This is a genomic window from Enterococcus raffinosus, assembly GCF_018917525.1.
Classification (GTDB): domain Bacteria; phylum Bacillota; class Bacilli; order Lactobacillales; family Enterococcaceae; genus Enterococcus_A; species Enterococcus_A raffinosus_A.
This window is the reverse complement of record NZ_JAHLOS010000026.1, coordinates 22,126-46,379: the sequence shown is the minus strand read 5'-3', so window position 1 is coordinate 46,379 and position 24,254 is coordinate 22,126. Positions and strand designations below refer to the sequence as shown.

Below are 24,254 nucleotides of genomic sequence, written 5' to 3'. Positions count from 1 at the left end.
AATAAGGGGGAGTCAGATGACGACGTTTGCTGAGTATTATCATCATTTGAAAGCATTTACGGAGGATTTATTTTTACATCCTGAATTAGGCTATAAAGAACATCGCACATCTGAAAAGGTAATCGGAGAGTTAACGCGGATCAATCCATCGGTTGAATTTTCGAAATTTTCAGAAACTGGGATCAAATCATTTTTATCAACAGATAAGAAACGAACGATGGCTTTTATCGCGGAGTTAGACGCGGTTTATGCACCAACCCATTTTCAGGCGGATGCTGAAACGGGAGCAGCGCATAATTGCGGGCACTTTACGCAAGTCGCAATCGCGTTGGCTTTATACGATCATTATGTTAAAACCGAGAGTTATAAAGAGCTAGACTTCAATCTGTGCTTTATCTTTGTACCAGCAGAAGAATATTTAGATCTGGATTTCCGCAAGGAGCTTCGAGATGCTGGCAAAATCCAGTTCTTAGGCGGTAAACCAGAAGCAATGTCCTTAGGGATTTTTGATGATATTGACTTTGGTGTCTGCGTTCATGCTATCGGGGAGGTATTTGAACGGCCGACGATTGAAGTGAATTGTGATTTAGCAGGATTTTTGTACAAACGATATCATTTTTCGGGAAAAGCGGCTCATGCTGGCTTTGATCCTTTTTCAGGTATCAATGCCTACAGCATGTCGACGTTGTTCAATACAGCGATTGGGTTGAGTCGGCAACAATTTAAGGATACAGAATCGATTCGAGTCAATCCGATCGTAATGGACAGTGATATGTCGACCAACGTGATTCCAAATCATATTACTGTGGGAACGGATTTACGTTGTAAAACACTGGAATATATGCCAGAAGTAGCGCGTAAGCTTGACCGCGCTGCGCAAGGAAGTGCGTTTGCTTTGGAAGGTGAAGTGACGATCGAAACGGAGATGGGCTATCTGCCTTTTGTTCAGGATCGCTATCTAAACAGTTTTGTGGAGCGGACCTTTGCGAAGTTTGACAAGATTCCGGATATTATTGACGATCGCGGTGGGATCGCTGCAGCTGGTGATATTGGTGATTTGGCATTTATGATGCCTTGTATCCAAATCAGTTATGGGGGATTTGAGGGGACAATTCATGGGGATGATTTTAAAATGATCGATCCAGAATTTGTTTTAGAGACCTTCCCAGAATTTTTATCGGAGGTCCTAATGGAAATGTCTGGTAATTTGGATGAAAGCCAATTTTATCGTCGTTCATTTGAAGAATATAAAGAGTTAATTGATTCAATCGGAGGGAATGTATGAAAAAGCAATTAGTGTGGTTAGTTGGTTTTGTTGTGGCGGTGGTAACGATCGCAGAATTGATCGGGATGCAATTCATTACGTTAGGAAATACGACTGTTACTGTTTTGCCGTTAGTATTTTCTGTATTGTTGGCGATGCTGTTTGGATTACCAGTGCTTCGCAAAGGATTGGTTGCTAAAATTTATTCAAAGGGCAACATTCAATTTTCAGCAAAGTATTTATTGTATATCATGCTGCCGTTAATGGCACGATACGGGGCTGATGTAGCACCGAGATTGAAGGAAATACTGAGTGTTGGCTGGGTTTTCTTATTCCAAGAATTGGGGAACGTGGGAACGGTTCTTATTGGTCTGCCAGTAGCGCTTATGTTAGGCTTGCGTCGGGAGGCCATCGGAGCAACTCTGGGTCTAGGTCGGGAAGGCGAGCTAGCGTATATTTCTGAAAAGTATACGCTAGATTCTGCCGAAGGACGCGGTGTATTATCACTTTATTTGATTGGTACATTATTCGGGTCGATTTTCTTTAGTATTTTTGCGCCGATCATGGCGGGACTTGGTTTCGATTATCGCGCGTTAGCCATGAGTTCAGGAGTCGGCTCTGCCAGCATGATGACGGCGGCTTCATCTTCTTTAATTGCCTTAATGCCTGAAAATGAAACGACGATTGCAGCCTATGCGGCGGCAAGTCAATTATTGACCAGTTTTTTAGGAACCTATACGATGGTCTTTATTGCAGTGCCATTGCAGCGTTTCATGTACAACTTACTGACAGGAGGATCACGCCGTGGAAAAGAAACAGTCTAATGAATATATTAAGATTTCACTCGTATTATTGTTAAGTATCTGCTTGATTTTATTTACACAGGGAATCAAATTACTTAAAAATCCAGCTTCTACTCCAATTACCTTTAATACAATTCAAGGTTTAGTAGTATTGTGGGCCTTTTCGATGATCGGCGTATTTATCTCAACGCTAGTAAAGAAAACCAATATCAAAGTTTTAGCTGATTTTCCAATCTTAGGCTGGGTGTCCTTAACCTCGTTGTTCTTCTGCCTGCTTTCTGATTTTTTTGTTCAGGCGATCGCTGGTGTTGATTTCTTATCGATCACTACGCCGATTTTAGCTTTTGCGGGTCTTTCAGTGGCGGATAGTTTGATGGATTTACGGAAAACATCTTGGCGCGTTGCGATTGTTGCTGTCTTTGTTTTTATTGGGACCTATCTTGGGAGTGCGATCATTGCACAGATCGGATTGCTTTTAACCGGAAAATAAAAAATCTCCAGAGCAGAGAAAATTCTGTTCTGGAGTTTTTTTGTGGAAAAGGCTTTACCTTCCCGAAGAAATTGATGATAATAGCTTTAAGCAAGAACAGTAGAAAAACTTAATATTTTGGTCTAGACTTTCTTATTGTAAAATTCGTTGATCGGTGTTAAAATTGGTGTATACCAAATTGATAAAGGAGCGTTTAACCATGAAAGTAATTCGTGTGAAAGATGCCAACGAAGGCGGAAAAAAAGCATTTGAAATCATCAAAGATGGAATGGAAAACGGCGTAAAAGTATTAGGACTAGCAACAGGCAGCACTCCTGAAACTTTATATAAAGAAATGACGACTAGTGATTTAGATTTTTCAGATATGACTTCTGTAAACTTAGATGAATATGTAGGATTAGATGGATCAGACGAACAAAGCTATCGTTTCTTCATGAATGATCATTTATTCAACAAAAAACCATTTAAAGAAACTTTCGTACCAAATGGGAAAGCAGAAGATTTAGAAGCTGAATGCAAACGTTATGATGGTGTGATCGCTGAACATCCACTTGACTTGCAAGTATTAGGAATCGGCCGTAACGGACATATCGGTTTCAACGAACCAGGAACACCATTTGATGTCACTACTCACGTGGTTGAATTAACAGAATCAACAATCGAAGCCAACAAACGTTACTTCGATAAAGTAGAAGATGTTCCGACTCATGCATTATCAATGGGAATTGGTTCAATCATGCAAAGCAAAAAAATCTTGTTGATGGCTTTCGGTACAGATAAAGCTGATGCAATCAAAGGCATGATTGATGGTGAAGTAACTGTTGATCTACCTGCAAGTGTTTTACAAAACCATGCTGACGTAACAGTGATCATCGACGAAGACGCAGCAAGTAAATTATAATTGTATTTAATAAAGTGCCGAGGAAAATTCCTTGGTGCTTTTTTTCAGTTCTGCTTTTCGCAGGACTAAAGCTTCAAATCTAACTATCAATGTTTGAAGATAAAGAAGACAAACTGTTTAGCAGAATGATATGCGAAGTGAGAATCAGCTTCATTTTTCATGGGTTTCGAAAAATGAATTCTGGCCTACGAGCTAGCTGTCAGATCTGCTTTTACATAGTTCTTAGTATTGACTAAGAAACGTATATACGATTTGAGATTAATTCCGTAACCGTAACAATGAGTCAGCTATTTTGCTGAGTCCTCCCCGATGGTATACTTATTTTAAGGAGCGTGAACGTATGAAGAGGTGCATTGTTTTAACTGGAATGGTTATCTAACGAAAAAAAGGAGGAGAGAACTATTCCAGTAGAAAAGCTTTACCCTAGAAGTAATGATCATGAAACGATTTATCTACAAGCAGCAATTACGCGGCCGACGATTTCGGTTGGGGACTACACGATTTATAATGATTTTCGCAGCGATCCCTGTAACTTTGAGAAAAATAATGTCTTGTATCAGTATCCGATCAATCATGATCGTTTGATTATTGGCAAATTTTGTTCGATTGCTTGTGGTGCGACCTTTATTTTCAATAGTGCGAATCATGCACAGTCAGCTCTTTCGACCTACACTTTTCCTTTGTTTTATGAAGAGTGGCAGTTAGACAAAGAACAGGTGACTTCGGCTTGGGACAATAAAGGCGATATCGTGATCGGAAATGATGTCTGGATCGGCTATGAGGCGACCATTTTATCTGGTGTTCACATCGGAGATGGCGCGATCATCGGAGCAAAGGCGGTAGTGACGAAAGATGTTCCGGCCTATAGCGTAGTTGGCGGTGTTCCAGCAAAGGAAATCAAACAACGATTTGATTCGGAAACGGTTCAGAAATTGCAGCAGCTTAAATGGTGGGATTGGCCGGATGAAAAAATTCGACAAGCAATCCCCTATTTAAAAAATGGTGAGATCGATCAATTGTTTGAATAAGCAGTACAAGCTCAGTCAATTGTACGGCTGAGCTTGCTTCTTTTTCTTCCTTTGGCTATAGTGAACACTAGAAAAGTTAGGCGGAGGATTTAAAAAATATGCGTTTAGATAAATTTTTGGCAGAGGTCGGCTTAGGCAGCCGCAAAGAAGTCAAGCAGTTGATCAAAAAGGGTCAGATCAAGGTGAATCAGCAAACTGAAAAATCAGATAAAAAACAGATCGATCCAGAGAAGGATCAGATTGAGTACCAGGGTGAAATCTTGCATTATCAAGAGTTTTACTACTATTTATTACATAAGCCGGCTGGTGTCGTGAGTGCGACAGAGGATAAGCATGATCAGACCGTGATGGATCTATTTTCACCAACTGATTACCGCAGTGATCTTTTTCCAGTGGGCCGTTTAGATAAAGACACTGAGGGGCTGTTGTTAATTACCAATGACGGTAAATTAGCTCATGAATTGCTGTCTCCAAAGAAGCATGTAGAAAAGGAATATTTCGCTGAGGTTCAAGGCGTGATGACGGCCGAGGATCAACAGCGTTTTGTTGAGGGAATTTTGTTAGATGGAGAAATGACGTTGCCAGCAGAATTATTGATTGATGAAGCAACAGAAAATAAATCAAAGGTACGAATTATTTTGCATGAGGGGAAATTCCATCAAGTCAAACGAATGGTTAAGGCCTGCGGGAAAGAAGTAACTTATCTAAAGAGAATTCGTATGGGGAAGCTTACCTTGCCTCAAGAGTTACTCAAAGGGAACTACCGACCATTGACAGAGGTTGAATTGAAGGGATTAAAAGGTTAAGCGGCATTCTTTTTTTGCTGCCGTGCTATACTAAAGTAGAAGAGCTTTTCAGAATGAAAGCCAAACTGAAGGGGTGGTGCACAGATGGATTTGAAATTATCCGTTTATGAAATTATGCTGCGACTATTTTTAGCTATGATCATGGGTGGTGCCATCGGGATTGAACGAGAATATAAGAATCGACCTGCTGGAATTCGAACGCATATTTTAGTTTGTATGGGAGCGACGATTATTGCGTTGATCCAAGTGGAAATTGCTGATCAGGCCTTGCGTTATGCAGCGGCGAAGCCAGAATTTGTCGGGGTGGTGCGAGCAGATGAAGCGCGTCTAATTGCGCAAGTCGTCAGCGGAATTGGTTTTCTCGGTGCCGGTACAATCATGGTCAGCAACCGTTCGGTTAAAGGGCTGACAACAGCAGCTTCGATCTGGGCAGGTGCTGGTTTAGGAATCGCCATCGGTATGGGCTATTACACGATCGCTATTTGCAGTTTTGTGGGGATTATTTTGGCTTTAACAGTGGTAAAACGAATCATCAAAATCAATGCCATCAAAAAGCTGGAAATTCGTTATATCCATCGTGAAGCGACCAAGGAATTTATTATGAACTATTTTGAGAGTAAAAAAATCGAAGTAGAGGATGTCGATTTTGACGTTGATTTCATGGACGATTATCGGATTTATACGAATGTCTACACGATCGACTTGCCGCGTGGAATGAATTATACGGATGTGATTGAGGACTTATCCATGTATAAAAATATCACGAAACTACGCATGATCAATGTTTAAAATGGAGGATAAAATCATTTTGCGATGGTTTTATCCTCTTTTTTTGCCTAAAGTAGTATTGTCAGGGCTCCTGTTCATTGATAGAGTTAGAGGTAAGAGTAATCAAATGGGTGTATTTGGTATATTAGGAGGAAAAATGGGAAAAATTCTTTTATTAGAGGACGATCAAAATTTAAATAATGGGATTCAATTATGTTTGACTAGAGAAGGGTACGAGGTCACGACTTGTTTAGATATTACTTCGGCTGAGCGGGCATTCGAACAAAATGAGATTGATTTAATTATCAGTGATCTTTCTTTGCCAGATGGCAGCGGCTTGGATTTTTGTCAGAAAATTCGCGAACAATCGAATGTCTTGATTTTGATGCTGACTTCTTATAATCAGGAACACGATATTGTGTCGGGCTATGTTCATGGCGCCGACGATTATATGACTAAACCTTTTAGTTTGATGGTCTTGGTTTCAAAAGTGCAGGCGATGATGAAGCGAGTCGTGCGTAATCAAGGACAAGAATTAATATCTGGGGAATTATCTGTTTCTTTGACGGAAATGAAAGTGAAGCTTCAAGGAGAGCTATTGCCTTTAAGTAAGACGGAGATCCAATTGCTGGTGCTTTTCATGGAAAACCCGAAACAAATTCTTTCAACAGATCAGTTACTTGATCAAATCTGGGATACTAAAGGCGAGTATGTTGATACGAATACTGTTTCAGTTAATATTAGCCGGTTGCGGCAGAAAATCGGTAAGGAACGAATCAAAACCGTTCGGGGAGTGGGGTATCTATGGATCAACGACGTTCAAAAAAAATAATTTTGGTTTACGTGTTGATATCTATAGGGTGCTTTGCACTGTTTATCGCTCAAAATCTTAAAATGTATTCGGAAATCGAGCAGGATCGTCAAGCGACTTTAGCACTGTTAGTTAAGGAAGCTAAATTTTCAGAGGCAGCGTTGATCAAGACTTTTAAAGTAGAAAAAAACTCTGAGTTGGCCAACGAGGGAGCTTCCTTAGAAGGTAAATATAGTTTGGTTGATAAAATGGATCATCCACGCCTACTACGGACACTCTTTATTAGAAACCTACAAATTTTCACACTTTGTTGGTTGTTGATTTCGTTAATATTCTTTTGGCAATTGAATGAAAAAATAAAACTTCAAAAAAGCTTAGAGAAGATATCCAAAGAGTATCACGAGAATTTGACTCAAAATGAGTTGTTACTGCAGCGGAGTCAGCGTGAGGAGGGAAATTTGAAATCCAGTGTTACGGATATCACGCATCAGTTAAAAACTCCGGTGGCATCATTGAAACTAAGTTTGGACATTGCACTTTCGGACCAATATGAGGAGCAGGAGCGGAAAAAGTTTGCCGCACAAACAGAAATTCAAATTAATAAGCTAGATATGATGCTGGACGGACTGGCAAAAATTTCACAGTTGGAGACTGATCTAATCCAGTTACAGCCACAAAAGCTTTCCCTGCAGCAACTATTAAATAAAGCGGTGAACAGCGTTATCATAAAAGCAATCGAAAAGGAAATTGAGATAGAGGTGGAGCTTTTAGAGGATACGTCAGTTTGGGTTGATAAAAAATGGACATTAGAGGCTTTAGGCAATGTATTAGAAAATGCAGTCAAATATTCACCAAGTCAATCCACGGTAAAAGTCAAAGCTTCGCTACTAGTGACTTACGTTTTAATCGAAATCATCGATGAGGGACCGGGTATTCCAAAAGAAGAACAGAATTTGATATACCAACGTTTCTATCGTGGAAGAAATAGTGAAGCTATAGAAGGTTCAGGGATCGGTCTATATTTGACACGGAAAATCATCGAAGGACAAGCAGGAACTGTGATGGTAAAACGTCATCATCCTCGAGGATCAAATTTTCAATTAACGTTGCCATTACCATAGGTGCTACACCATTCTTACTGACTTACACTAAAGCTAAACCGAATGGATAAATCTGTTCGCTTTTTCTTACAATTTTGTTATGTTCACTGAAAGAATCCTGCAAGGATTCTTTTTTATACTAAGAGTATAGAAATGAGAGAAAGAAGGAGTAAAAAATGATTTTAAAAATTCGGGATTTGGTGAAACACTATAACGATGGGAGTTCAATTGTGAAGGCGGTTGACCATATTGATCTGGAAGTAGAAAAAGGCGACTTTGTTGCGATTGTTGGGAAATCTGGTTCTGGAAAAAGTACGCTGTTGAATTTGATGGGGGCATTGGACCGTCCTGATTCTGGACAAGTCATTATTGACGGTAAAAATGTTTTTCGGATGAAGGATGAAGAGTTAGCGGTGTTTCGACGTCAAAAGATCGGCTTCATTTTTCAAAACTATAACCTGATTCCATCGTTAAATGTTTGGGAAAATGTCGTGTTGCCGATCGGTTTAGACAATCGGAGGGTCAACACAGCCTTTATAGAGGATTTGCTGAAGACGATTGGCCTGAATGATCGAAAAAAAGCCCTGCCAAGCATGCTATCAGGCGGTCAACAGCAACGTGTCGCTATCGCACGAGCGATCGCAGCTGAGCCAGCCATCATTTTAGCGGATGAGCCGACTGGTAACTTAGATACGAAAACAGAACTAGAAGTAATGTCGCTATTAAAAAAATCAGTTGAACGCTTTGGTCAAACCTTGATTATGATCACTCACGATGAAGGAATTGCTCAAACAGCGGACCACATCGTCCACCTTGAAGACGGGCGGGTGATTTAAATGAAGATGATCAATCGGGTGGCTTTGGCCAACACGAAGTATCATAAAGGGAAAAATCTGCTTTCCGGGATCGCAATCATTTTAACTAGCGTCTTGGTCTTCTTGATTACATCAATCGGTCTCGGTACTGTGAATGTACAAAATGCGGCAGTCAACAAGGTTTATCCAACATGGCACGCGATGTATCGTGAAGTTTCTGAAGAAAATATGGAGAAAATTGCTCAACATGATGCGATTGAAAAATATGGCTTACGTCAAGATGTTGGACAATCGATTCTCTCAAAGAATACCTCTATTTTGATCAGTTATTTAGATGATGGTGCGCAGAAATTAACGAAGCAGGAGTTTGTGGCAGGACACAAGCCGGAAAAAGAGGATGAGACGGTTCTTTCGAGAAACGCATTGAAGAAATTGGGGTATCCAAATGCAAAGATTGGCGATAAGATTACTATCCCGCTCCAGCTAACAGAAGCAAATGGGATCGGTTTGGAGCAAGAAATGACGTTTCGCTTAGCAGGAATCACACCAGATGTAAAAATGCAGACACGTGAAAAAATATACTCGATGCTGGTTTCAAAGGAATTTATGCAGAAGAACATTCCAGCGACTCAACGTGATTATCGCATGATGATTCGTTTAACGACGGAGTATGCAACTTCAACAGATGCGATCAAAGAGCTAGTAAAAGAGATAGGTAAGAAATTTAGCGTCACTGAAGACAATATCGTAGAAAATAATGACTACCTTTTTGCAAATTATGTGGATCCTAACTTCTATACCGGAATGGCGATTATTATTGGAATTATCCTGGTTGCTGGCGCATTAACCATCTATAGTATTTATTATGTTTCGCTGATTAATAAAGTTCAAGAATTTGGGAAATTAGCGGCATTAGGCGCTACGAAAAAGCAAATGCGTAAAATTATTTTAAGAGAGAATTTAATCGTGGCTGGAATCGCGATCCCGATCGGACTACTTTTAGGAATCGCTTCTGTCAAATTTGTCTTCTTCCAACTAATGTCAACGATCAAAAGCGAAGTAGCTACGACCGAGGTAATGCGAGAAATTCTTGCTAAAGGTGAGGTGTCTTTGATTGTTCCTTGGATCATCGGAATGACCATTGCAGTGACTTTATTGACAGTCATTCTAGCTTCCCTGAAGCCAATGCGTCAGGCAAGTAAAATCATGCCAGTCGAAGCGATGCGCTATACTGGTCAAAAGCAAAGCAAGAAAAAACAACGAAAAGGTTTTACGGAATTAAATCTTCAACGTTTGGCTAATGCCAACCTTTCAAGAAATAAAAGACGTACATTTATTACAATCTTTTCATTAGGCTTGATCGGTGTTCTATTCGTCGTAGTTTCGACAGTGTTTAGTTGTATGGATCCAGCGGAGATTGCACGAAATACGATTGCTGAAGAGTATAGCTTGAGTATTGATTCCTACAGTGGAGATAAAATGCGACCTGAACGCGATTGGAGAAAAGTTCAGCAAAATAATCCATTGAACACTGACTTGATTAATCGAATCAAAAAAATGGATGGTGTGGAAAAGGTAGAAGCCTTCAAATCGATTAGTACCGAAGTTTTAAGTCTTAAAGAGATAGGAACAGACAAACCGGTGCGTGCTTCTATAGGTGGTATTAACCAAAGCCAAATACGTCAGATCAACAAGGGTATCGAAAAAGGCAGTGCAACCTACGAAGCATTAAATTCTGGAGATAAGATCGTAGCAACTGGATATGTGTTGCGAAATTACCCGGAACTTTCACCTGGCGATACTTTAAACATTAAGTTTTATGATGGCGATCAGAGCTATGAGAAAAAAATGACCTTGATCGCTTTAGGTGATTTTCCAGAAGCAATCAGTGGCTACGATACCTTTTTAATGGGGAATGAAGCATTACAGAAGCTTTCAAAAAATAATTTGAATTATCATCTAAGTATTAAGGTCGCAGACGATCATGTCAAAGAAGTAGGAGAGGCTTTGGACGCTATTACAGAGACCAACGATCTGTTTGAAGTGCAAAGTTATCAAGAAATATTAGATCAATGGGAAGGAACACTACAGATGATGACCGGTGCAGGTTATGCGATTCTTCTTGTCCTAGCAATCGTTGGGATTATGAATTTGATCAATACGACCATCGACAGTATTCTAAGTCGTAAAAAGGAGCTCGGAGTAATGCAGGCGATCGGTATGTCAAATCGTCAAATGAAGCGTATGCTCCAAACAGAAGGACTGGTATATGTTGGAGGAATTCTTCTGTTGGGCATTGGTATAGGGAGTATTTTAGGTTATCTGGTTTATGTCTACGCAGAAAGTAATGCCTTACTGCAAATTAGAGTCTATCAGTATCCACTAGTTCAAGTTCTGTTGATGGCAGTACTTGTTATCGCTGTTCAACTGATTCTGACCTATGCAACGACTACGATTGTTAATAAAGAAACAGTCATCAAACGAATTCAAGCGTCAGAGTAAAAAAAGGCTGCCAGCAAGAAATTGCTGACAGCCTTTTGCTTTTATTCTAAACCAATCAAATAATCATCATCATTCATGGCTTCCACTTGACCAAGCAAGTAGCCATTGCCGACTTGTGAGAAGAAATCATGGTTGCTAGTTCCGGTGGAAATCCCGTTCATAACGATCGGGTTCACATCATCTGCGGTATCTGGAAAAAGTGGGTCCATGCCTAAATTCATCAATGCTTTATTGGCATTGTAGCGCAGGAACGTTTTGACTTCTTCAGTCCAGCCGATTTCATCGTATAATTCTTCGGTATAACGTTCTTCGTTTTCGTACAATTCATACAATAAATCGTACATCCATTCTTTCAAACGTTCTTGTTCTTCTTCTGTTTGTTCATTGAAGCCGCGTTGGAATTTGTAACCAATGTAGGTTCCATGAACCGATTCATCGCGAATGATTAATTTGATGATCTCCGCTACGTTGGCTAATTTATTATTTCCTAAATAATAGAGTGGCGTATAAAAACCAGAATAGAAAAGGAAGGTCTCAAGAAAAACACTGGCGATTTTCTTTTCTAATGGTGTGCCGTTTTTATAGATTTCATTGATTCGTTCAGCTTTCTTTTGCAGGTATTGATTGGTGTTGGTCCATTCAAAAATTTCATTGATTTCCGTCTTTGTATTTAAGGTACTAAAAATCGATGAATAGCTTTTCGCATGAACAGATTCCATAAATTGGATATTGTTCAAGACCGCTTCTTCATGCGGCGTCCGAACGTCTTTGCGTAATTGATCCATTCCGCTTTCTGATTGGACAGTATCTAATAAAGTCAAACCGCCGAAAACATAGCCGACCGTTTTTTTCTCTAAATCGGATAGCTTGCGCCAGTCGTCTAAATCATTAGACAACGGAATCCGTGTATCCAACCAAAATTGTTCGGTTAATTTTTCCCACGTCGATTTATCGATGACGTCTTCGATCTCGTTCCAGTTAATGGCTTCATAGTAAGTTTCTGCCATGGATATTCCCCCTAAAGTATTAATTTACGCATAACACGACCTCTCGAACCGAAGTGCGAGAGGTAATGATCATTAGATTACACAGCTTTCACATTGATTTGAACCGATCTCTTCGGCATCATCGGTGAAGGTCCGCACGTAATAAATGGATTTGCAGCCTTTGTAGAAGGCGTAGTTACGCAAGATATTCAAATCACGTGTGGTTTGTTTGCTTTCTGTTTTCCATTCGTACAAGCCTTCAGGAATTTCCGAACGCATAAACAAGGTCAAGCTCATTCCTTGGTCAATGTGTTGTTGCGCAGTTGCGTAAACATCAATGACTTTGCGCATATCCATATCGTAGGCAGAAGTATAATAAGGCAAGGTTTCATTATTCAAGTAAGGTGCTGGATAATAGATCTTACCGATTTTCTTCTCTTGACGTTCTTCAATCAAACGAGTGATTGGGTGCAAGCTGGCACTTGTATCATTAATGTAAGAAATTGAACCATTTGGTGCTACGGCTAGACGGTTTTGATGATATAGACCATCTTTTTGAACGGCTTCTTTTAATGCTTGCCAATCTTCAGCAGTTGGGACAAAGATATCCTTGAAAATTTCTTTGACTTTATCTGTTTTAGGTACAAATTCGCCAGTCGTATATTTATCGAAATACGAACCGTTTGCGTAATCTGATTTTTCAAAGTTATGGAAGGTTGTCTTGCGTTCTTTTGCTAATTCATTGCTTTCCATTAACGTCCAATAGTTTAGCAAGGTGAAATAGATATTGGTAAAGTCGATCGATTCTTCTGAACCGTATTCCATCAAATGTTTTGCAAAGAAGCTGTGTAAGCCCATCGCACCTAATCCGATCGTGTGGTTCAGCTTGTTTCCATTTTGGATCGAAGGAACAACTTCAATATCTGACTCATCAGTAACAAAAGTCAACGCACGAACCATTGTCCGAACAGATTGACCAAAGTCAGGACTTTCCATCAAGTTCACGATATTGGTTGAACCAAGGTTACATGAAATATCCGTACCTAATACATCATATTCTTGTCGTCCATTGATAGTAGAAGGTGTCTGAACTTGTAAGATCTCAGAACATAGATTACTCATGACGATCTTCCCATCAACAGGGTTCGCCCGGTTCGCTGTATCAATATTGATGATATATGGATAGCCAGATTCTTGCTGCAACTTAGAGATTTCATTTTCTAAATCGCGGGCACGAATTTTCTTCTTGCGAATATTTGGATTTGCGACTAAATTATCGTATTCCTTCGTAATATCCACGTAAGAATAAGGCACACCATATTCGCGTTCGACACCGTAAGGGCTGAACAAATACATATCTTCATTTTTACGAGCCAATTCATAAAATTTATCTGGCACAGTCACACCAAGGGAAAGAGTCTTCACTCGGATTTTTTCGTCGGCGTTTTCCTTTTTGGCAGATAAGAACATTTCAATATCTGGATGGAAGACGTCTAAGTAAACAACCCCGGCCCCTTGACGTTGACCTAATTGATTTGAATAAGAGAAGCTGTCTTCGAATAATTTCATGACTGGAACGACACCACTTGCGGCTCCATCATACCCTTTGATTGGTGAACCTGCTTCACGCAAGTTGGACAAATTGATACCGACACCGCCGCCGATACGTGATAATTGCAAAGCGGAGTTGATTGAACGGCCAATGCTGTTCATGTCATCGGTTACTTGGATCAAGAAACAAGAGACCAATTCACCACGCCGTTTGCGTCCCGCATTCAAGAAGGACGGGGTAGCGGGTTGGTAACGTTGATGGATCATTTCATCTGCTAAGGACAAAGCTAATTTTTCATCACCATCCGCAAAGTACAAGGCATTAAAAGCAACACGATCTTCATAGCTTTCTAAATATTCCGTGCCATCATTGCTTTTCAGCGCATATTGCGAGTAAAACTTATACGCCGCCATAAATGATTTAAAAGTAAAGTTTTGTTCAGCTAAATAGGTATAAAGTTTTTCAATAAAAGCAGGCGTATATTTTGCAAGAAACTCTGCTTCTAGAAAATCTTCTTCTATTAAATAGTCGATTTTCTCTTGTACAGAAGAAAATGCATGGGTATTTGGTTCAACATTTTCTTTGAAAAAAGCGGTTAATGCTTCTTTATCTTTATTTAGTGGAATCTGTCCATTCACTGGACGGTTGATTTCATTGTTCAACTTGAAGTAAGATACTTCACCTAGGTCTTTCAGGCTCATCTCGTCACATCTTTCTATATATAGTGTCTGTATATTTCCAATCATTTAAAATCGAAGGAATGAATCGTCATCATGGATTGATTTATTAATATTCCAACAGATAACGTCAAAGTTCGTTTTATTGTCTGAATTTTTCTGACGTAAAATTTAGAAAAAGCTCATACATATAACCATTCCATAAAGTTTCTAGAACAGTGACTCATTTACTAAGCAAACTGTAAAAATTGGAACTGGCAATAAAGAAAACTTTGCAATCATGGATCGCAAAGTTTCGAAAAAGCGGTGCTCTAGAAGCAATTTCTTCTACGCAATAAGCCGAATTATTCCAAAACATGTAATTTTGTTTTAAGATAATCCTTCTTATTCATGAAGCTAAATGCTTCTGCCGCGTCCTCTTAAATTACGCTAATGCTTTTAATTGATCTGGACGGAAACCGATGATGGCTTGTTGTCCGCCGAAAATAACTGGGACACTTTGGAAACCTTGATCTTTTAGAAAACCTAGAGCTTCGGGTTCATTGTCGATATTGACCTCTTCGAATGAAATATGATTTTCAGTTAAATAACGTTTTGTCATTTTACATTGCATACAATTATTTTTTGAATAGACTTTTACCATAAGACTACCTCCCTTGATTTCTACAATTACTAGTATAAAAGATGTAGAGAAAAAGTCAATCGTTAAACACCATATATTGTGTTGGTAAAATATTGGTATACAACTCTTTGTGTTTTTTGCAAAAAGATTGAAAACGGACAGTTGCAAAGAAAAATCCCTTTACAGAATTGGAAAATCCGTTATACGATGTTTTTTTACGAGAAAAAAGTTTTTTTAATAACGAAAAAACAGTTTTGTAAAACAAATAAATCAGTAATTGTCAAACAAGTTGCTCAGAAAAAAGCAAAAATCTTCGACCATTTATTGACTTTGCGCTCAAATGAAGCTATTCTTAATGAGAAAGATTCTCATTATTAATTAGATGTAGAAGTCGAACAGTAAGGTGGAGAAAAATATGACAACTTTGGCAGATGTTTCATTGAACCGTGTCGTTCAGATTAGCGAAATGCCTTTAGAAAATGATTTAAAGCACCGATTACAAGACTTGGGAATGATTGTCGGTTCAAAAGTTGCCCTCGTAAATCATTCTGGCGATAATGGCATCATCCTATTACATAATACACGATTGGCTTTATCCCAGTCTTTACTTAATCAGATACTTGTGAAGGAATTAACGGAGGACCAAGAAACCTGGGTCTCACTCGATCAATTAAATGCAGGAGAAGAAGGCATTGTAGTGAATGTTCACGGCAGCGGGTCAATCAAACGCCGCTTGATGGATATGGGATTAACAAAAGGCACCGCGGTAAAAGTTGTCAAGCTGGCTCCTCTAGGTGATCCAATTGAACTTCGCGTTCGTGGATATGAGCTAAGTTTACGAAAAAGCGAGTCAGAGATGGTGATCGTATCGAAGGAGGCAGAATAAATGGGTAAGATACATATTGCTTTAGCAGGAAATCCTAATAGCGGGAAAACAAGTACCTTCAATGTGTTAACCGGAACCAACCAATTTGTAGGAAATTGGCCAGGTGTAACGGTTGAACGTAAAGAGGGTATTTATAAGAAGGATTCTGAAGTAAGTATTGATGACTTGCCAGGAATTTATTCGTTATCACCCTACTCTCCAGAGGAAGTAGTGGCTCGAGACTATTTACTTTCGGGTACGCCGGATGCCATCATCAACGTTATTGATGGGACGAACCTGGAGCGTAATCTTTACTTAACGACTCAATTGATCGAAACAGGGATTCCAGTAGTGGTTGCTGTGAATATGATGGATATCATCAAAAAAAGTGGTAAGCAAATTAATCTAGAGAAGCTTGCTTATGCCTTAGGTGTTCCAGTTGTAGGGATCAGCGCGTTGAAGAACTGGGGACTGGATAAGGCGGTTAGCGAAGCCCTTCATCTAGTGAAAAAAGGAGTAGAGGAAGTTAATTTTCCTCACTATGATAAACGTTTAGAGGCAGCACTAAGTGAAATAGAAGAGGTTTTAGGCAGTACGGTTGTTGCTAAGTATAGCCGCTGGTACAGTTTGAAATTATTTGAGCGAGATGAACGTGCGCAAAAAGACTTAAATCTGAGTCCGATTCAGGAAAAAGATTTGCAAGAGATTATTAAGATCACAGAGAAAATCTTCGGTGAGGATGCGGAAAGCTTAGTTATTAATGAGCGCTACAATTTTATCACCGATTTGAAAATGTTATGTGTTATTGATGAGGATCAGTTTAAACTATCAATCTCAGATAAAATAGACCGAATTGTAACCAATCGTTTCTTGGCGTTGCCAATCTTTGCTTTAGTGATGTGGTTGATTTACTACATTGCGATTCAAACGATTGGTGCGATGGGCACCGATTGGGTGAATGAGAATTTATTTGGCGATATCGTGCCGAATTTTGTCAGCTCGACCTTGCAATCATGGAATGTTGCTGAATGGATGCAAAGTTTGATATTAGATGGAATCATTGCCGGAGTCGGGGCTGTTTTAGGCTTCCTGCCACAATTGATGGTGCTTTTCCTATGCTTGGCGTTGTTAGAGGATTGCGGGTATATGTCTCGAATCGCGTTTGTTATGGATCGAATCTTCCGTAAGTTTGGCTTGTCTGGAAAGTCATTTATTCCTATGCTGATTGCGACAGGTTGCGGAGTACCTGGTGTCATGGCTAGTCGAACGATCGAGAACGAGAAAGATCGTCGAATGACTGCGATGCTGACAACCTTTATGCCCTGTTCGGCAAAATTACCGATCATTGCATTGATTGCCGGAGCGTTCTTCCCCAATAGTAGCTGGGTAGCACCGTCCGCTTACTTTGTCGGGATGGGAGCTATTGTCTTATCAGGAATTGCGTTAAAGAAAACCAAACTATTTTCAGGCGATCCAGCACCATTTATTATGGAGCTTCCGTTGTATCATATGCCTAGAATCGGTAACACCGTGAGATATACGTATGATCACAGTAAAGCATTTGTGAAACGTGCTGGCACAATCATTTTTGTTTCTAGTATCATAATCTGGTTTATTTCCAGCTACAATTTCTCATTACAGTCTGTAAATGAAAATGATAGTATTTTGGCTGCTTTAGGCGGCTTGATTGCACCATTGTTTGCTCCTTTAGGTTGGGGAGATTGGCGCGGAGCCGTTGCTGCTATTACAGGGCTAGTGGCCAAAGAAAATGTGATTGGGACCTTCGGAATTTTATATCGTCATGCTGAGGTAGCAGAAAATGGTGTGGAAATCTGGAAATCCTTGCAGGCAGCCTATACGCCAATCGCCGGTTATTCATTCTTAGTCTTTAATTTATTGTGTGCGCCATGTTTTGCAGCAATTGGTGCGATTCATCGCGAAATGGGTGATATCAAGTGGACTTGGCGAGCGATTGGTTATCAATGTGGACTGGCTTATGCCGTGAGCTTCATTGTTTATCAATTCGGACATGTGATGTTCGAAGACGGTAAAATCGGTATCGGTTTGATTCTAGCCGCTGTAGTACTTGTTGCAATGATTTATTTCATTGTCAGAAGACCAGTGAAGCAGACTCCGACAATTACCATTGAAGAGATCAAAGAGGTGAAAGAATGGCAACTATAATTTTAAGTATTATTATTTTCGGTGGTGCCGGCGTGATCGTTTATCGACGGATTAAAAATGGCAGTTCATGCGAAGATTGCGATAGTGGCTGTCCGGTAAAGGAAGAACAACATAAGCATTAGCATTTCAGAACTCGGTGAATGTCACTGAGTTCTTTTTTTATGCTTTTTTTAACGTACACGAGTTTTAACAACGCTTCTTTAAAGCATGTTTTCTTTATAAAACGAATCTATTGCGTTAATTTATGTAGCAAAGTTGTTGACAACTGTTCGGTACCGAACTATAATAGCAAACGAAATAAATTTCGGTACCGAACTTAATGATAAAAAAAGGGGATTTTTTAAATGAGTGAGTTTACTAAAGATTTGATGCGTCAATTACGTTTTATCAGTTCTGCCAGTAACGCTTTTATGAGTAAAAGACAAAAACTAACGGGGCAGCAACGTGTCTTAGCAATTCTAGCAAGGGAAGACGGCTTGATTCAAAGTCAGCTAGCCGAAATTTTAGATATTCGTCCAAGTTCCTTAGCAGAGCTGATGAAGAAGATGGAAAAAGGCGGCGACGTATTAAGAAAAGAAGAAGAGCACGATAAACGAATCAAACGTGTCTTCTTAACCGAAAAAGGAAAACAAAAAGCCCAAAAATTAAGCCATGTCGGCGAGGATATGAGTGAAGCCTTCTTTGCCGGATTGACGGAAGAAGAACAGGGAAATTTCAGCGAGTACATGCAAAAAATCTCTGCCGGCTGGCAAGAGGAATTTCAAAAGCAGGCGGGTCGCTTTGTTGATCCAATGGATCGTCTCCGTCAGATGCAGGCGATGCGTGAACAGTTCGCTGAAAATTGGCAAGAGGATTGGCAAAATCTTTCGCGGGAAGAGCAGCATCGGATGCGACATCAAATGCAACGTGAGATGCGAAATGCATCACGAGATTTTTCCCGGAATTTCAATCATGATTTTCAACGGAATTTTTGGGGAAATCAGAATTTCTGTGAGGACCCACGAAAAACGCGAGGTCCAGAAGACACTGAATGGGAAGATTTTTAAAAGGATAAATTTAGCGAGACTCTTCTATAAAAGGACTCGCGATTATACGTTTGGAGGAACCAACAATGGATCGGGATATGAGTATGGCGCCTGAAGAAATAGTGAAGGGCGATAAAAAGAAAAGCAACTATAAATTAAAGGATTTTTTGCGCTTGATTCTGAGTGTGAATCCTAAAAAATCACTTTTTGCGATTGGCTTATTTTTGAGTTTATTAACAAGCGGCGCAAGTTTAATCGTTCCGCAATTGACCAAAGGCTTGATTGATACAAGCAAGTTAGCGCAAATCGATAAGACCATGCTGATCGTATTAGTCTTAGCTTTTGTGGCACAATTAGCCTTCGGTGCGATTGGAAGTTTTCTACTGCGTTATGTTGGTGAGAGTGCTGTTAAATCATTACGAGAAAAATTATGGGGGCATTTACTACAGATGCCTGTTGGTTATTATGATGACCACAAATCAGGAGAAAGCAGCTCGCGGCTGGTGAATGATACAACAGTCATTAAAGATTTAGTCGCAACGCAATTTCCTAATTTTATCACGGGTGCGATCCAATTAGTTGGATCTATGATTATTCTATTTGTAATGGATTGGAAAATGGCGGCGATGATGTTCTTAGCAGTGCCGATCATGGCGTTGATTATGATGCCGATTGGACGAATTATGTCACGCTTAGGTCGGCAATTGCAGGCGGCAACCGCGGATTTCAATGCAGAAGCCAGTGAAAAATTATCTGAGATTCGCTTGATCAAATCTAGTAATGGTGAAACATTTGAAAAAAACAGCGGCGGTTCATTTATCAATAAGATTTTTAATTTAGGAATCAAGGATGCGAAGGTCGAAGCGATGCTCCAGCCAATCATTACCACCGTCATGCTGGGTTTGTTTGTTGGTATCTTAGGATATGGTGCTGTTCGTGTTCAAGCGGGGACACTAACGAGTGGACAACTAGTCGCTTTCTTGTTGTATCTATTTAACATCATGATGCCGGCAGCTAGCTTTGCAACGTTCTTCTCGCAAGTACAAAAAGCCATGGGTGCGACCGAACGAATCGAACAAATCTTGAAGACGGAATTAGAACCGATCGAAACAGGTAAAGCAGTAGATGTGGCAGGCAAGACAATCAAAGCGGAAAACCTTTCCTTCCATTATGTAGCAGATCGTCCAATTTTAAAAAATGTGTCCTTTGAAGCGAAACCAAATACTGTGATTGCTTTTGCTGGACCAAGCTGAGGCGGGAAATCCACCATCTTTGCTCTGTTAGAACGCTTCTATCAGCCAAATGATGGAACAGTTAAAATTGGAGATGAATCAATCGAAGAACTTAGCCTAGCAAATTGGCGGTCACAAATCGGATATGTTTCGCAAGATAGCGCCGTTTTTGCTGGGAGCATTCGTGAGAATTTGCAGTATGGGTTAGATCGACCATTAACAGAGAAAGAATTGTGGCATGGATTAGAATTAGCCTATGCCGATCAATTCGTTCGCGATTTTCCTGATCAACTGGAAACAGAACTGGGAGAACGCGGGGTGAAATTATCCGGTGGACAAAAACAACGAATCGCCATTGCTCGAGCATTTTTACGTGATCCTAAAATTCTGATGCTAGATGAAGCAACCGCTAGCTTGGATTCACAATCTGAGGAAAAGGTTCAGCGAGCGTTGGATCAATTGATGGAAGGGCGGACAACATTAGTAATCGCTCATCGTTTATCAACGATTGTGGATGCCGATCATATTTACTTTATTGAAAAAGGTGAAGTAACTGGTCATGGAACGCATAGTGAGTTAATTGCCAGTCATCCACTTTATGCGCAATATGTGCAAGAACAAGTGGTAAATTAAAAAGAGCGTGTCAAAACTTTTTATTATAAAGTTTTGACACGCTCTTTTCGTTTATTCGTAAGTTGGCATTTTTTCTTCGTATGCAGTGATTTCATCTTCATACTGCAGGGTGATGCTAATATCATCTAACCCATTTACCAATTTTTCTTTCCAAGTCGGATCAATTTGAAAAGCATAGCAGGCTTCGGCAGTCCGTACTTCTTGTTTTGGCAGATCAATCGTAATCGTCTGATCCGCAGGAATTTGGCTAAGAATTTCACGGATACTTTGATCCATACGAATTGGCAGCAGGCCATTTTTCAAAGCATTCATATAGAAGATATCGCTATAGCTGCCGGTGATGACTGCTTTGAAGCCGTAGTCTTGAATGGCCCAAGCCGCGTGTTCCCGGGAAGACCCGGATCCGAAGTTTTCACCAGAGATTAAGATAGTTGCGTCTTTTCGTTCAGGAGCGTTTAAAATAAATGCAGGATTTGGTGATCCATCTTCTAAAAAGCGCCATTCATCAAAAAGATGTTTACCAAAACCAGCTTTATCGACTTGTTTCAAAAAGCCTTTTGGGATGATTTGGTCAGTATCGATGTTATCATTCATTAGTGGAACAGATTTTCCTGTATAAGTCGTAAATTTTTCCATTAGATGACCTCCTTGCGGCTATCGACAAAGTTTCCGTGAATGGCTGCCAATGCGGCCATTGCTGGACTACAAAGGTGTGTGCGAGCATCTTTGCCTTGGCGTCCTTGGAAATTTCGATTAGATGTTGAAGCACAATGAACACCAGCTGGTACTCGGTCAGGGTTCATCCCTAGACACATGGAGCAGCCAGGTTCGCGCCATTCAAAACCAGCCTCGATAAAAACTTTGTCCAATCCGATTTCTTCAGCGGCTTTACGAACAGGTCTAGAACCGGGAACGACGATGGCTGTAACATTGTTATGAACTTTTTTGCCTTCCACGATTTTAGCTGCTTCCTGTAAATCAGACAAGCGTCCATTTGTACAAGAACCAATAAAGACATAGCCGATTGGAATATCTGATGGGGTTTGTCCAGGTTTTAGATCCATGTAATCGTAAGCTTTTTGCAGATCTGGCGATGTGATCGCTGGGAAGGTTCCGTCAAACGGAACACCCATTTCAGGATTGGTCCCCCAAGTAACAAATGGCACCAATTCACTGGCATCGAGTGTCAATACTTTATCATAGCGGGCGTCTTCGTCTGTATAAAGTTCTTTCCAATCATTGATTGCTGCTTCCATATTTTTCGGTGCAAATTCGCGACCAGCCACATAATCGAAGGTCTTTTCGTCTGGAGCGATCAAACCGATTTTCGCGCCGCCTTCAATCGCCATATTACAGATTGTCATACGCTCTTCCATTGAAAGATTTTCAATGGTTTCTCCACAAAATTCCGCCCCGTAGCCTACACCAAAATCTGTCCCGTATTTTGCTATCAAGGCCAAAATGATATCTTTTGCGTAAACGCCTTTCGGCAATTTGCCAGTGACCTTAATGCCCATATTTTTCGGTTTGTTTTGCCAAAGCGTCTGAGTGGCAAAAACGTGTTCTACTTCGCTAGTACCGATGCCGAAAGCTAGTGCGCCAAAAGCGCCGTGAGTTGCGGTGTGTGAATCCCCACAAACAATTGTTTTGCCAGGTTGGGTCAACCCTGTTTCCGGTCCAACCATGTGAACAATCCCTTGACGATCACTGCCGTTGTCACAAAGCTGGACACCAAATTCTTGGCAATTGTCTCTCAAGGTATCGATTTGTTTTTTCGCCACTAGATCGGTGAAGTTAAAAATGTCTTTAGTCGGAGTGTTATGATCCATCGTAGCAAACGTCCGCTCAGGATGACGCAATGTTCGGCCGGCTTCACGAATTCCTGCAAATGCTTGAGGCGAGGTAACTTCATGGATCAAATGGAGATCAATGTAAAGCAACTGCGGGGCGCCTTCCTCGCCATGAACGACGTGACGATCCCACAGTTTATCAAATAGTGTTTTTCCCATAATTATGCTTCCTCCAATTCTTGAATCACAGCGTTCGTAAATTCGGCTGTCGTTGCTTGTCCACCCAAGTCATGAGTAAAGATCCCTTTAGATAGAACTGTATCGCATGCTATTTCAATTGCTTTTGCTGCTTGCTCTTCTTGGAATGATTGGCGTAACATCATCGCCACTGACAAAATCATTGAGATCGGATTTGCGATCCCTTTTCCTGCGATGTCTGGCGCCGATCCATGAATCGGTTCGTAAAGCGAAGGGCCGCCATCGCTGTGACTTGCACTCGGCAGCACACCTAGCGAACCTGGCAGTACTGATGCTTCATCACTCAAGATATCACCGAAAAGATTCTCCGTTACGATGACGTCAAAGGCTTTCGGGTTTTGGATTAATTTCATCGCCGCTGAATCAACGTATTGATGCTCTAGTTGACAATCAGGATATTCTTTGGCAACTTGCTCCGCGGTTGCCCGCCATAATTTACTAGAAGCAAGTACATTCGCTTTATCTACTGAGGTTACTTTTTTATCGCGACCTTGAGCGATTTTAAAGGCTGAATGCAGAATTCGTTCGATTTCTTCCTTTTGATAGCGTGCCGTATCGTAAGCCATCGTATCGGTCAATTCCCGAGGTTCCCCAAAATAAATACCGCTGCTCAATTCTCGTACAATAATTAAATCAGTACCTTCAAGAATTTCTGGTTTTAAAGGCGAAAGATGCAGCAGGGCAGAAGAAACTGAGACTGGCCGAATGTTGGCGAACAAATTTAATGCTTTTCTCAAAGCTAGTAAACCTTTTTCTGGTGTATCCTGCATTTTTTCCCATTTCGGACCGCCGATTGCTCCTAAAAGAATCGCATCAGCGGCCTGACAAGCAGTGAGTGTTTTTTCTGGAAGAGAAGCACCAGCTTCATCAATTCCTGCACCTCCAAAAGGAAGCTCTTCAAGTTCAAATGTATGTGTACATTTCTTTTCGATAGCTGCTAGTACCTGTAACCCGCTATCCATAATTTCTGGTCCAATACCGTCACCGGCTAAAACAACAATTTTACTATTCATGTATCTGCTCCTATCTCATATTAAAGTATTCATTTTTCCAAAAACGAAAAATGAGTCTGATCATCGCCACGTATACTATCCAACTAAACGAGACGAAAAAGAATTAACTGTTTTATTGATGCTAAGCCG

General features: G+C 40.4%; 21 protein-coding genes and 1 pseudogene. 16 read left to right on the top strand and 6 right to left on the bottom strand.

The genetic code is table 11. The features are described from left to right. The first annotated feature begins 16 nt into the window (after positions 1–16). From KQI58_RS15305 to KQI58_RS15255, 11 genes are all read left to right on the top strand, one after another. Positions 17–1,285, top strand: coding sequence for a M20/M25/M40 family metallo-hydrolase (locus KQI58_RS15305; RefSeq protein ID WP_216409912.1), 1,269 nt, complete (start codon positions 17–19; stop codon positions 1,283–1,285). Next, on the top strand, positions 1,282–2,088 hold the full coding sequence (locus KQI58_RS15300) for a DUF3100 domain-containing protein (RefSeq protein ID WP_016180406.1): 807 nt from the start codon (positions 1,282–1,284) through the stop codon (positions 2,086–2,088). Before KQI58_RS15305 ends, KQI58_RS15300 begins: the two co-directional genes overlap by 4 nt. Further along, the gene (locus KQI58_RS15295; RefSeq protein ID WP_144325297.1) at positions 2,069–2,557 is read left to right on the top strand and encodes a hypothetical protein; all 489 of its coding nucleotides are present in this window, start codon (positions 2,069–2,071) and stop codon (positions 2,555–2,557) included. The genes KQI58_RS15300 and KQI58_RS15295 overlap by 20 nt, the downstream gene beginning before the upstream one ends. A gap of 199 nt (positions 2,558–2,756) precedes the next feature. Continuing rightward, positions 2,757–3,458 carry a glucosamine-6-phosphate deaminase gene (gene nagB, locus KQI58_RS15290; RefSeq protein WP_216409911.1) on the top strand — a complete coding sequence of 234 codons (702 nt, stop codon included), beginning with the start codon at positions 2,757–2,759 and terminating at the stop codon, positions 3,456–3,458. Between the two features lie 401 nt (positions 3,459–3,859). Next, the gene (locus KQI58_RS15285; protein WP_216409924.1) at positions 3,860–4,486 is read left to right on the top strand and encodes a CatB-related O-acetyltransferase; all 627 of its coding nucleotides are present in this window, start codon (positions 3,860–3,862) and stop codon (positions 4,484–4,486) included. Between the two features lie 98 nt (positions 4,487–4,584). After that, positions 4,585–5,292, top strand: a complete 708-nt coding sequence (locus tag KQI58_RS15280) for a pseudouridine synthase (RefSeq protein ID WP_216409910.1) — start codon at positions 4,585–4,587, stop codon at positions 5,290–5,292. A gap of 84 nt (positions 5,293–5,376) precedes the next feature. Further along, positions 5,377–6,081 carry an MgtC/SapB family protein gene (locus KQI58_RS15275; protein ID WP_216409909.1) on the top strand — a complete coding sequence of 235 codons (705 nt, stop codon included), beginning with the start codon at positions 5,377–5,379 and terminating at the stop codon, positions 6,079–6,081. Positions 6,082–6,217: 136 nt separating this feature from the next. After that, positions 6,218–6,892, top strand: coding sequence for a response regulator transcription factor (locus tag KQI58_RS15270; RefSeq protein WP_216409908.1), 675 nt, complete (start codon positions 6,218–6,220; stop codon positions 6,890–6,892). Next, positions 6,865–7,992: a sensor histidine kinase gene (locus KQI58_RS15265; RefSeq protein WP_216409907.1), complete on the top strand. Its 1,128-nt coding sequence runs from the start codon at positions 6,865–6,867 to the stop codon at positions 7,990–7,992. The genes KQI58_RS15270 and KQI58_RS15265 overlap by 28 nt, the downstream gene beginning before the upstream one ends. 155 nt (positions 7,993–8,147) lie before the next feature. Then, positions 8,148–8,807 carry an ABC transporter ATP-binding protein gene (locus KQI58_RS15260; RefSeq protein ID WP_216409906.1) on the top strand — a complete coding sequence of 220 codons (660 nt, stop codon included), beginning with the start codon at positions 8,148–8,150 and terminating at the stop codon, positions 8,805–8,807. Then, the gene (locus KQI58_RS15255; protein ID WP_216409905.1) at positions 8,808–11,288 is read left to right on the top strand and encodes an ABC transporter permease; all 2,481 of its coding nucleotides are present in this window, start codon (positions 8,808–8,810) and stop codon (positions 11,286–11,288) included. A 41-nt stretch (positions 11,289–11,329) separates the two neighbouring features. On the opposite strand, the gene nrdF is transcribed toward KQI58_RS15255, so the two are convergent. From nrdF to nrdH, 3 genes are all read right to left on the bottom strand, one after another. Then, positions 11,330–12,295 carry a class 1b ribonucleoside-diphosphate reductase subunit beta gene (nrdF, locus tag KQI58_RS15250; protein ID WP_216409904.1) on the bottom strand — a complete coding sequence of 322 codons (966 nt, stop codon included), beginning with the start codon at positions 12,293–12,295 and terminating at the stop codon, positions 11,330–11,332. A gap of 72 nt (positions 12,296–12,367) precedes the next feature. Then, positions 12,368–14,527, bottom strand: a complete 2,160-nt coding sequence (gene nrdE, locus KQI58_RS15245; protein WP_216409903.1) for a class 1b ribonucleoside-diphosphate reductase subunit alpha — start codon at positions 14,525–14,527, stop codon at positions 12,368–12,370. Between the two features lie 400 nt (positions 14,528–14,927). Further along, the gene (gene nrdH / locus KQI58_RS15240; protein WP_216409902.1) at positions 14,928–15,146 is read right to left on the bottom strand and encodes a glutaredoxin-like protein NrdH; all 219 of its coding nucleotides are present in this window, start codon (positions 15,144–15,146) and stop codon (positions 14,928–14,930) included. A 394-nt stretch (positions 15,147–15,540) separates the two neighbouring features. Here nrdH and KQI58_RS15235 point away from each other — a divergent pair, with 394 nt between their 5' ends. From KQI58_RS15235 to KQI58_RS15215, 5 genes and pseudogenes are all read left to right on the top strand, one after another. Beyond that, positions 15,541–16,011, top strand: coding sequence for a FeoA family protein (locus tag KQI58_RS15235; protein ID WP_216409901.1), 471 nt, complete (start codon positions 15,541–15,543; stop codon positions 16,009–16,011). After that, positions 16,012–18,174, top strand: coding sequence for a ferrous iron transport protein B (gene feoB, locus KQI58_RS15230; RefSeq protein ID WP_216409900.1), 2,163 nt, complete (start codon positions 16,012–16,014; stop codon positions 18,172–18,174). Further along, positions 18,162–18,296 (top strand): FeoB-associated Cys-rich membrane protein, encoded by a 135-nt coding sequence (locus tag KQI58_RS15225; RefSeq protein WP_216409899.1) that lies wholly within the window; start codon positions 18,162–18,164, stop codon positions 18,294–18,296. The genes feoB and KQI58_RS15225 overlap by 13 nt, the downstream gene beginning before the upstream one ends. Before the next feature lie 222 nt (positions 18,297–18,518). Then, positions 18,519–19,220, top strand: coding sequence for a MarR family winged helix-turn-helix transcriptional regulator (locus KQI58_RS15220; RefSeq protein ID WP_216409898.1), 702 nt, complete (start codon positions 18,519–18,521; stop codon positions 19,218–19,220). 65 nt (positions 19,221–19,285) lie between these two features. Next, a pseudogene (locus KQI58_RS15215) lies at positions 19,286–21,064 on the top strand (ABC transporter ATP-binding protein). Between the two features lie 51 nt (positions 21,065–21,115). Here KQI58_RS15215 and leuD read toward each other — a convergent pair. Genes leuD through leuB form a run of 3 tightly spaced genes read right to left on the bottom strand, consistent with a single transcriptional unit; the run spans position 21,116 to position 24,125 of the window. After that, positions 21,116–21,700, bottom strand: coding sequence for a 3-isopropylmalate dehydratase small subunit (leuD, locus tag KQI58_RS15210; protein ID WP_216409897.1), 585 nt, complete (start codon positions 21,698–21,700; stop codon positions 21,116–21,118). Then, the gene (gene leuC, locus KQI58_RS15205) at positions 21,700–23,073 is read right to left on the bottom strand and encodes a 3-isopropylmalate dehydratase large subunit (RefSeq protein ID WP_216409896.1); all 1,374 of its coding nucleotides are present in this window, start codon (positions 23,071–23,073) and stop codon (positions 21,700–21,702) included. The genes leuD and leuC overlap by 1 nt, the downstream gene beginning before the upstream one ends. A 2-nt stretch (positions 23,074–23,075) precedes the next feature. Continuing rightward, positions 23,076–24,125, bottom strand: coding sequence for a 3-isopropylmalate dehydrogenase (leuB, locus tag KQI58_RS15200; protein WP_216409895.1), 1,050 nt, complete (start codon positions 24,123–24,125; stop codon positions 23,076–23,078). Positions 24,126–24,254 lie beyond the last annotated feature (129 nt).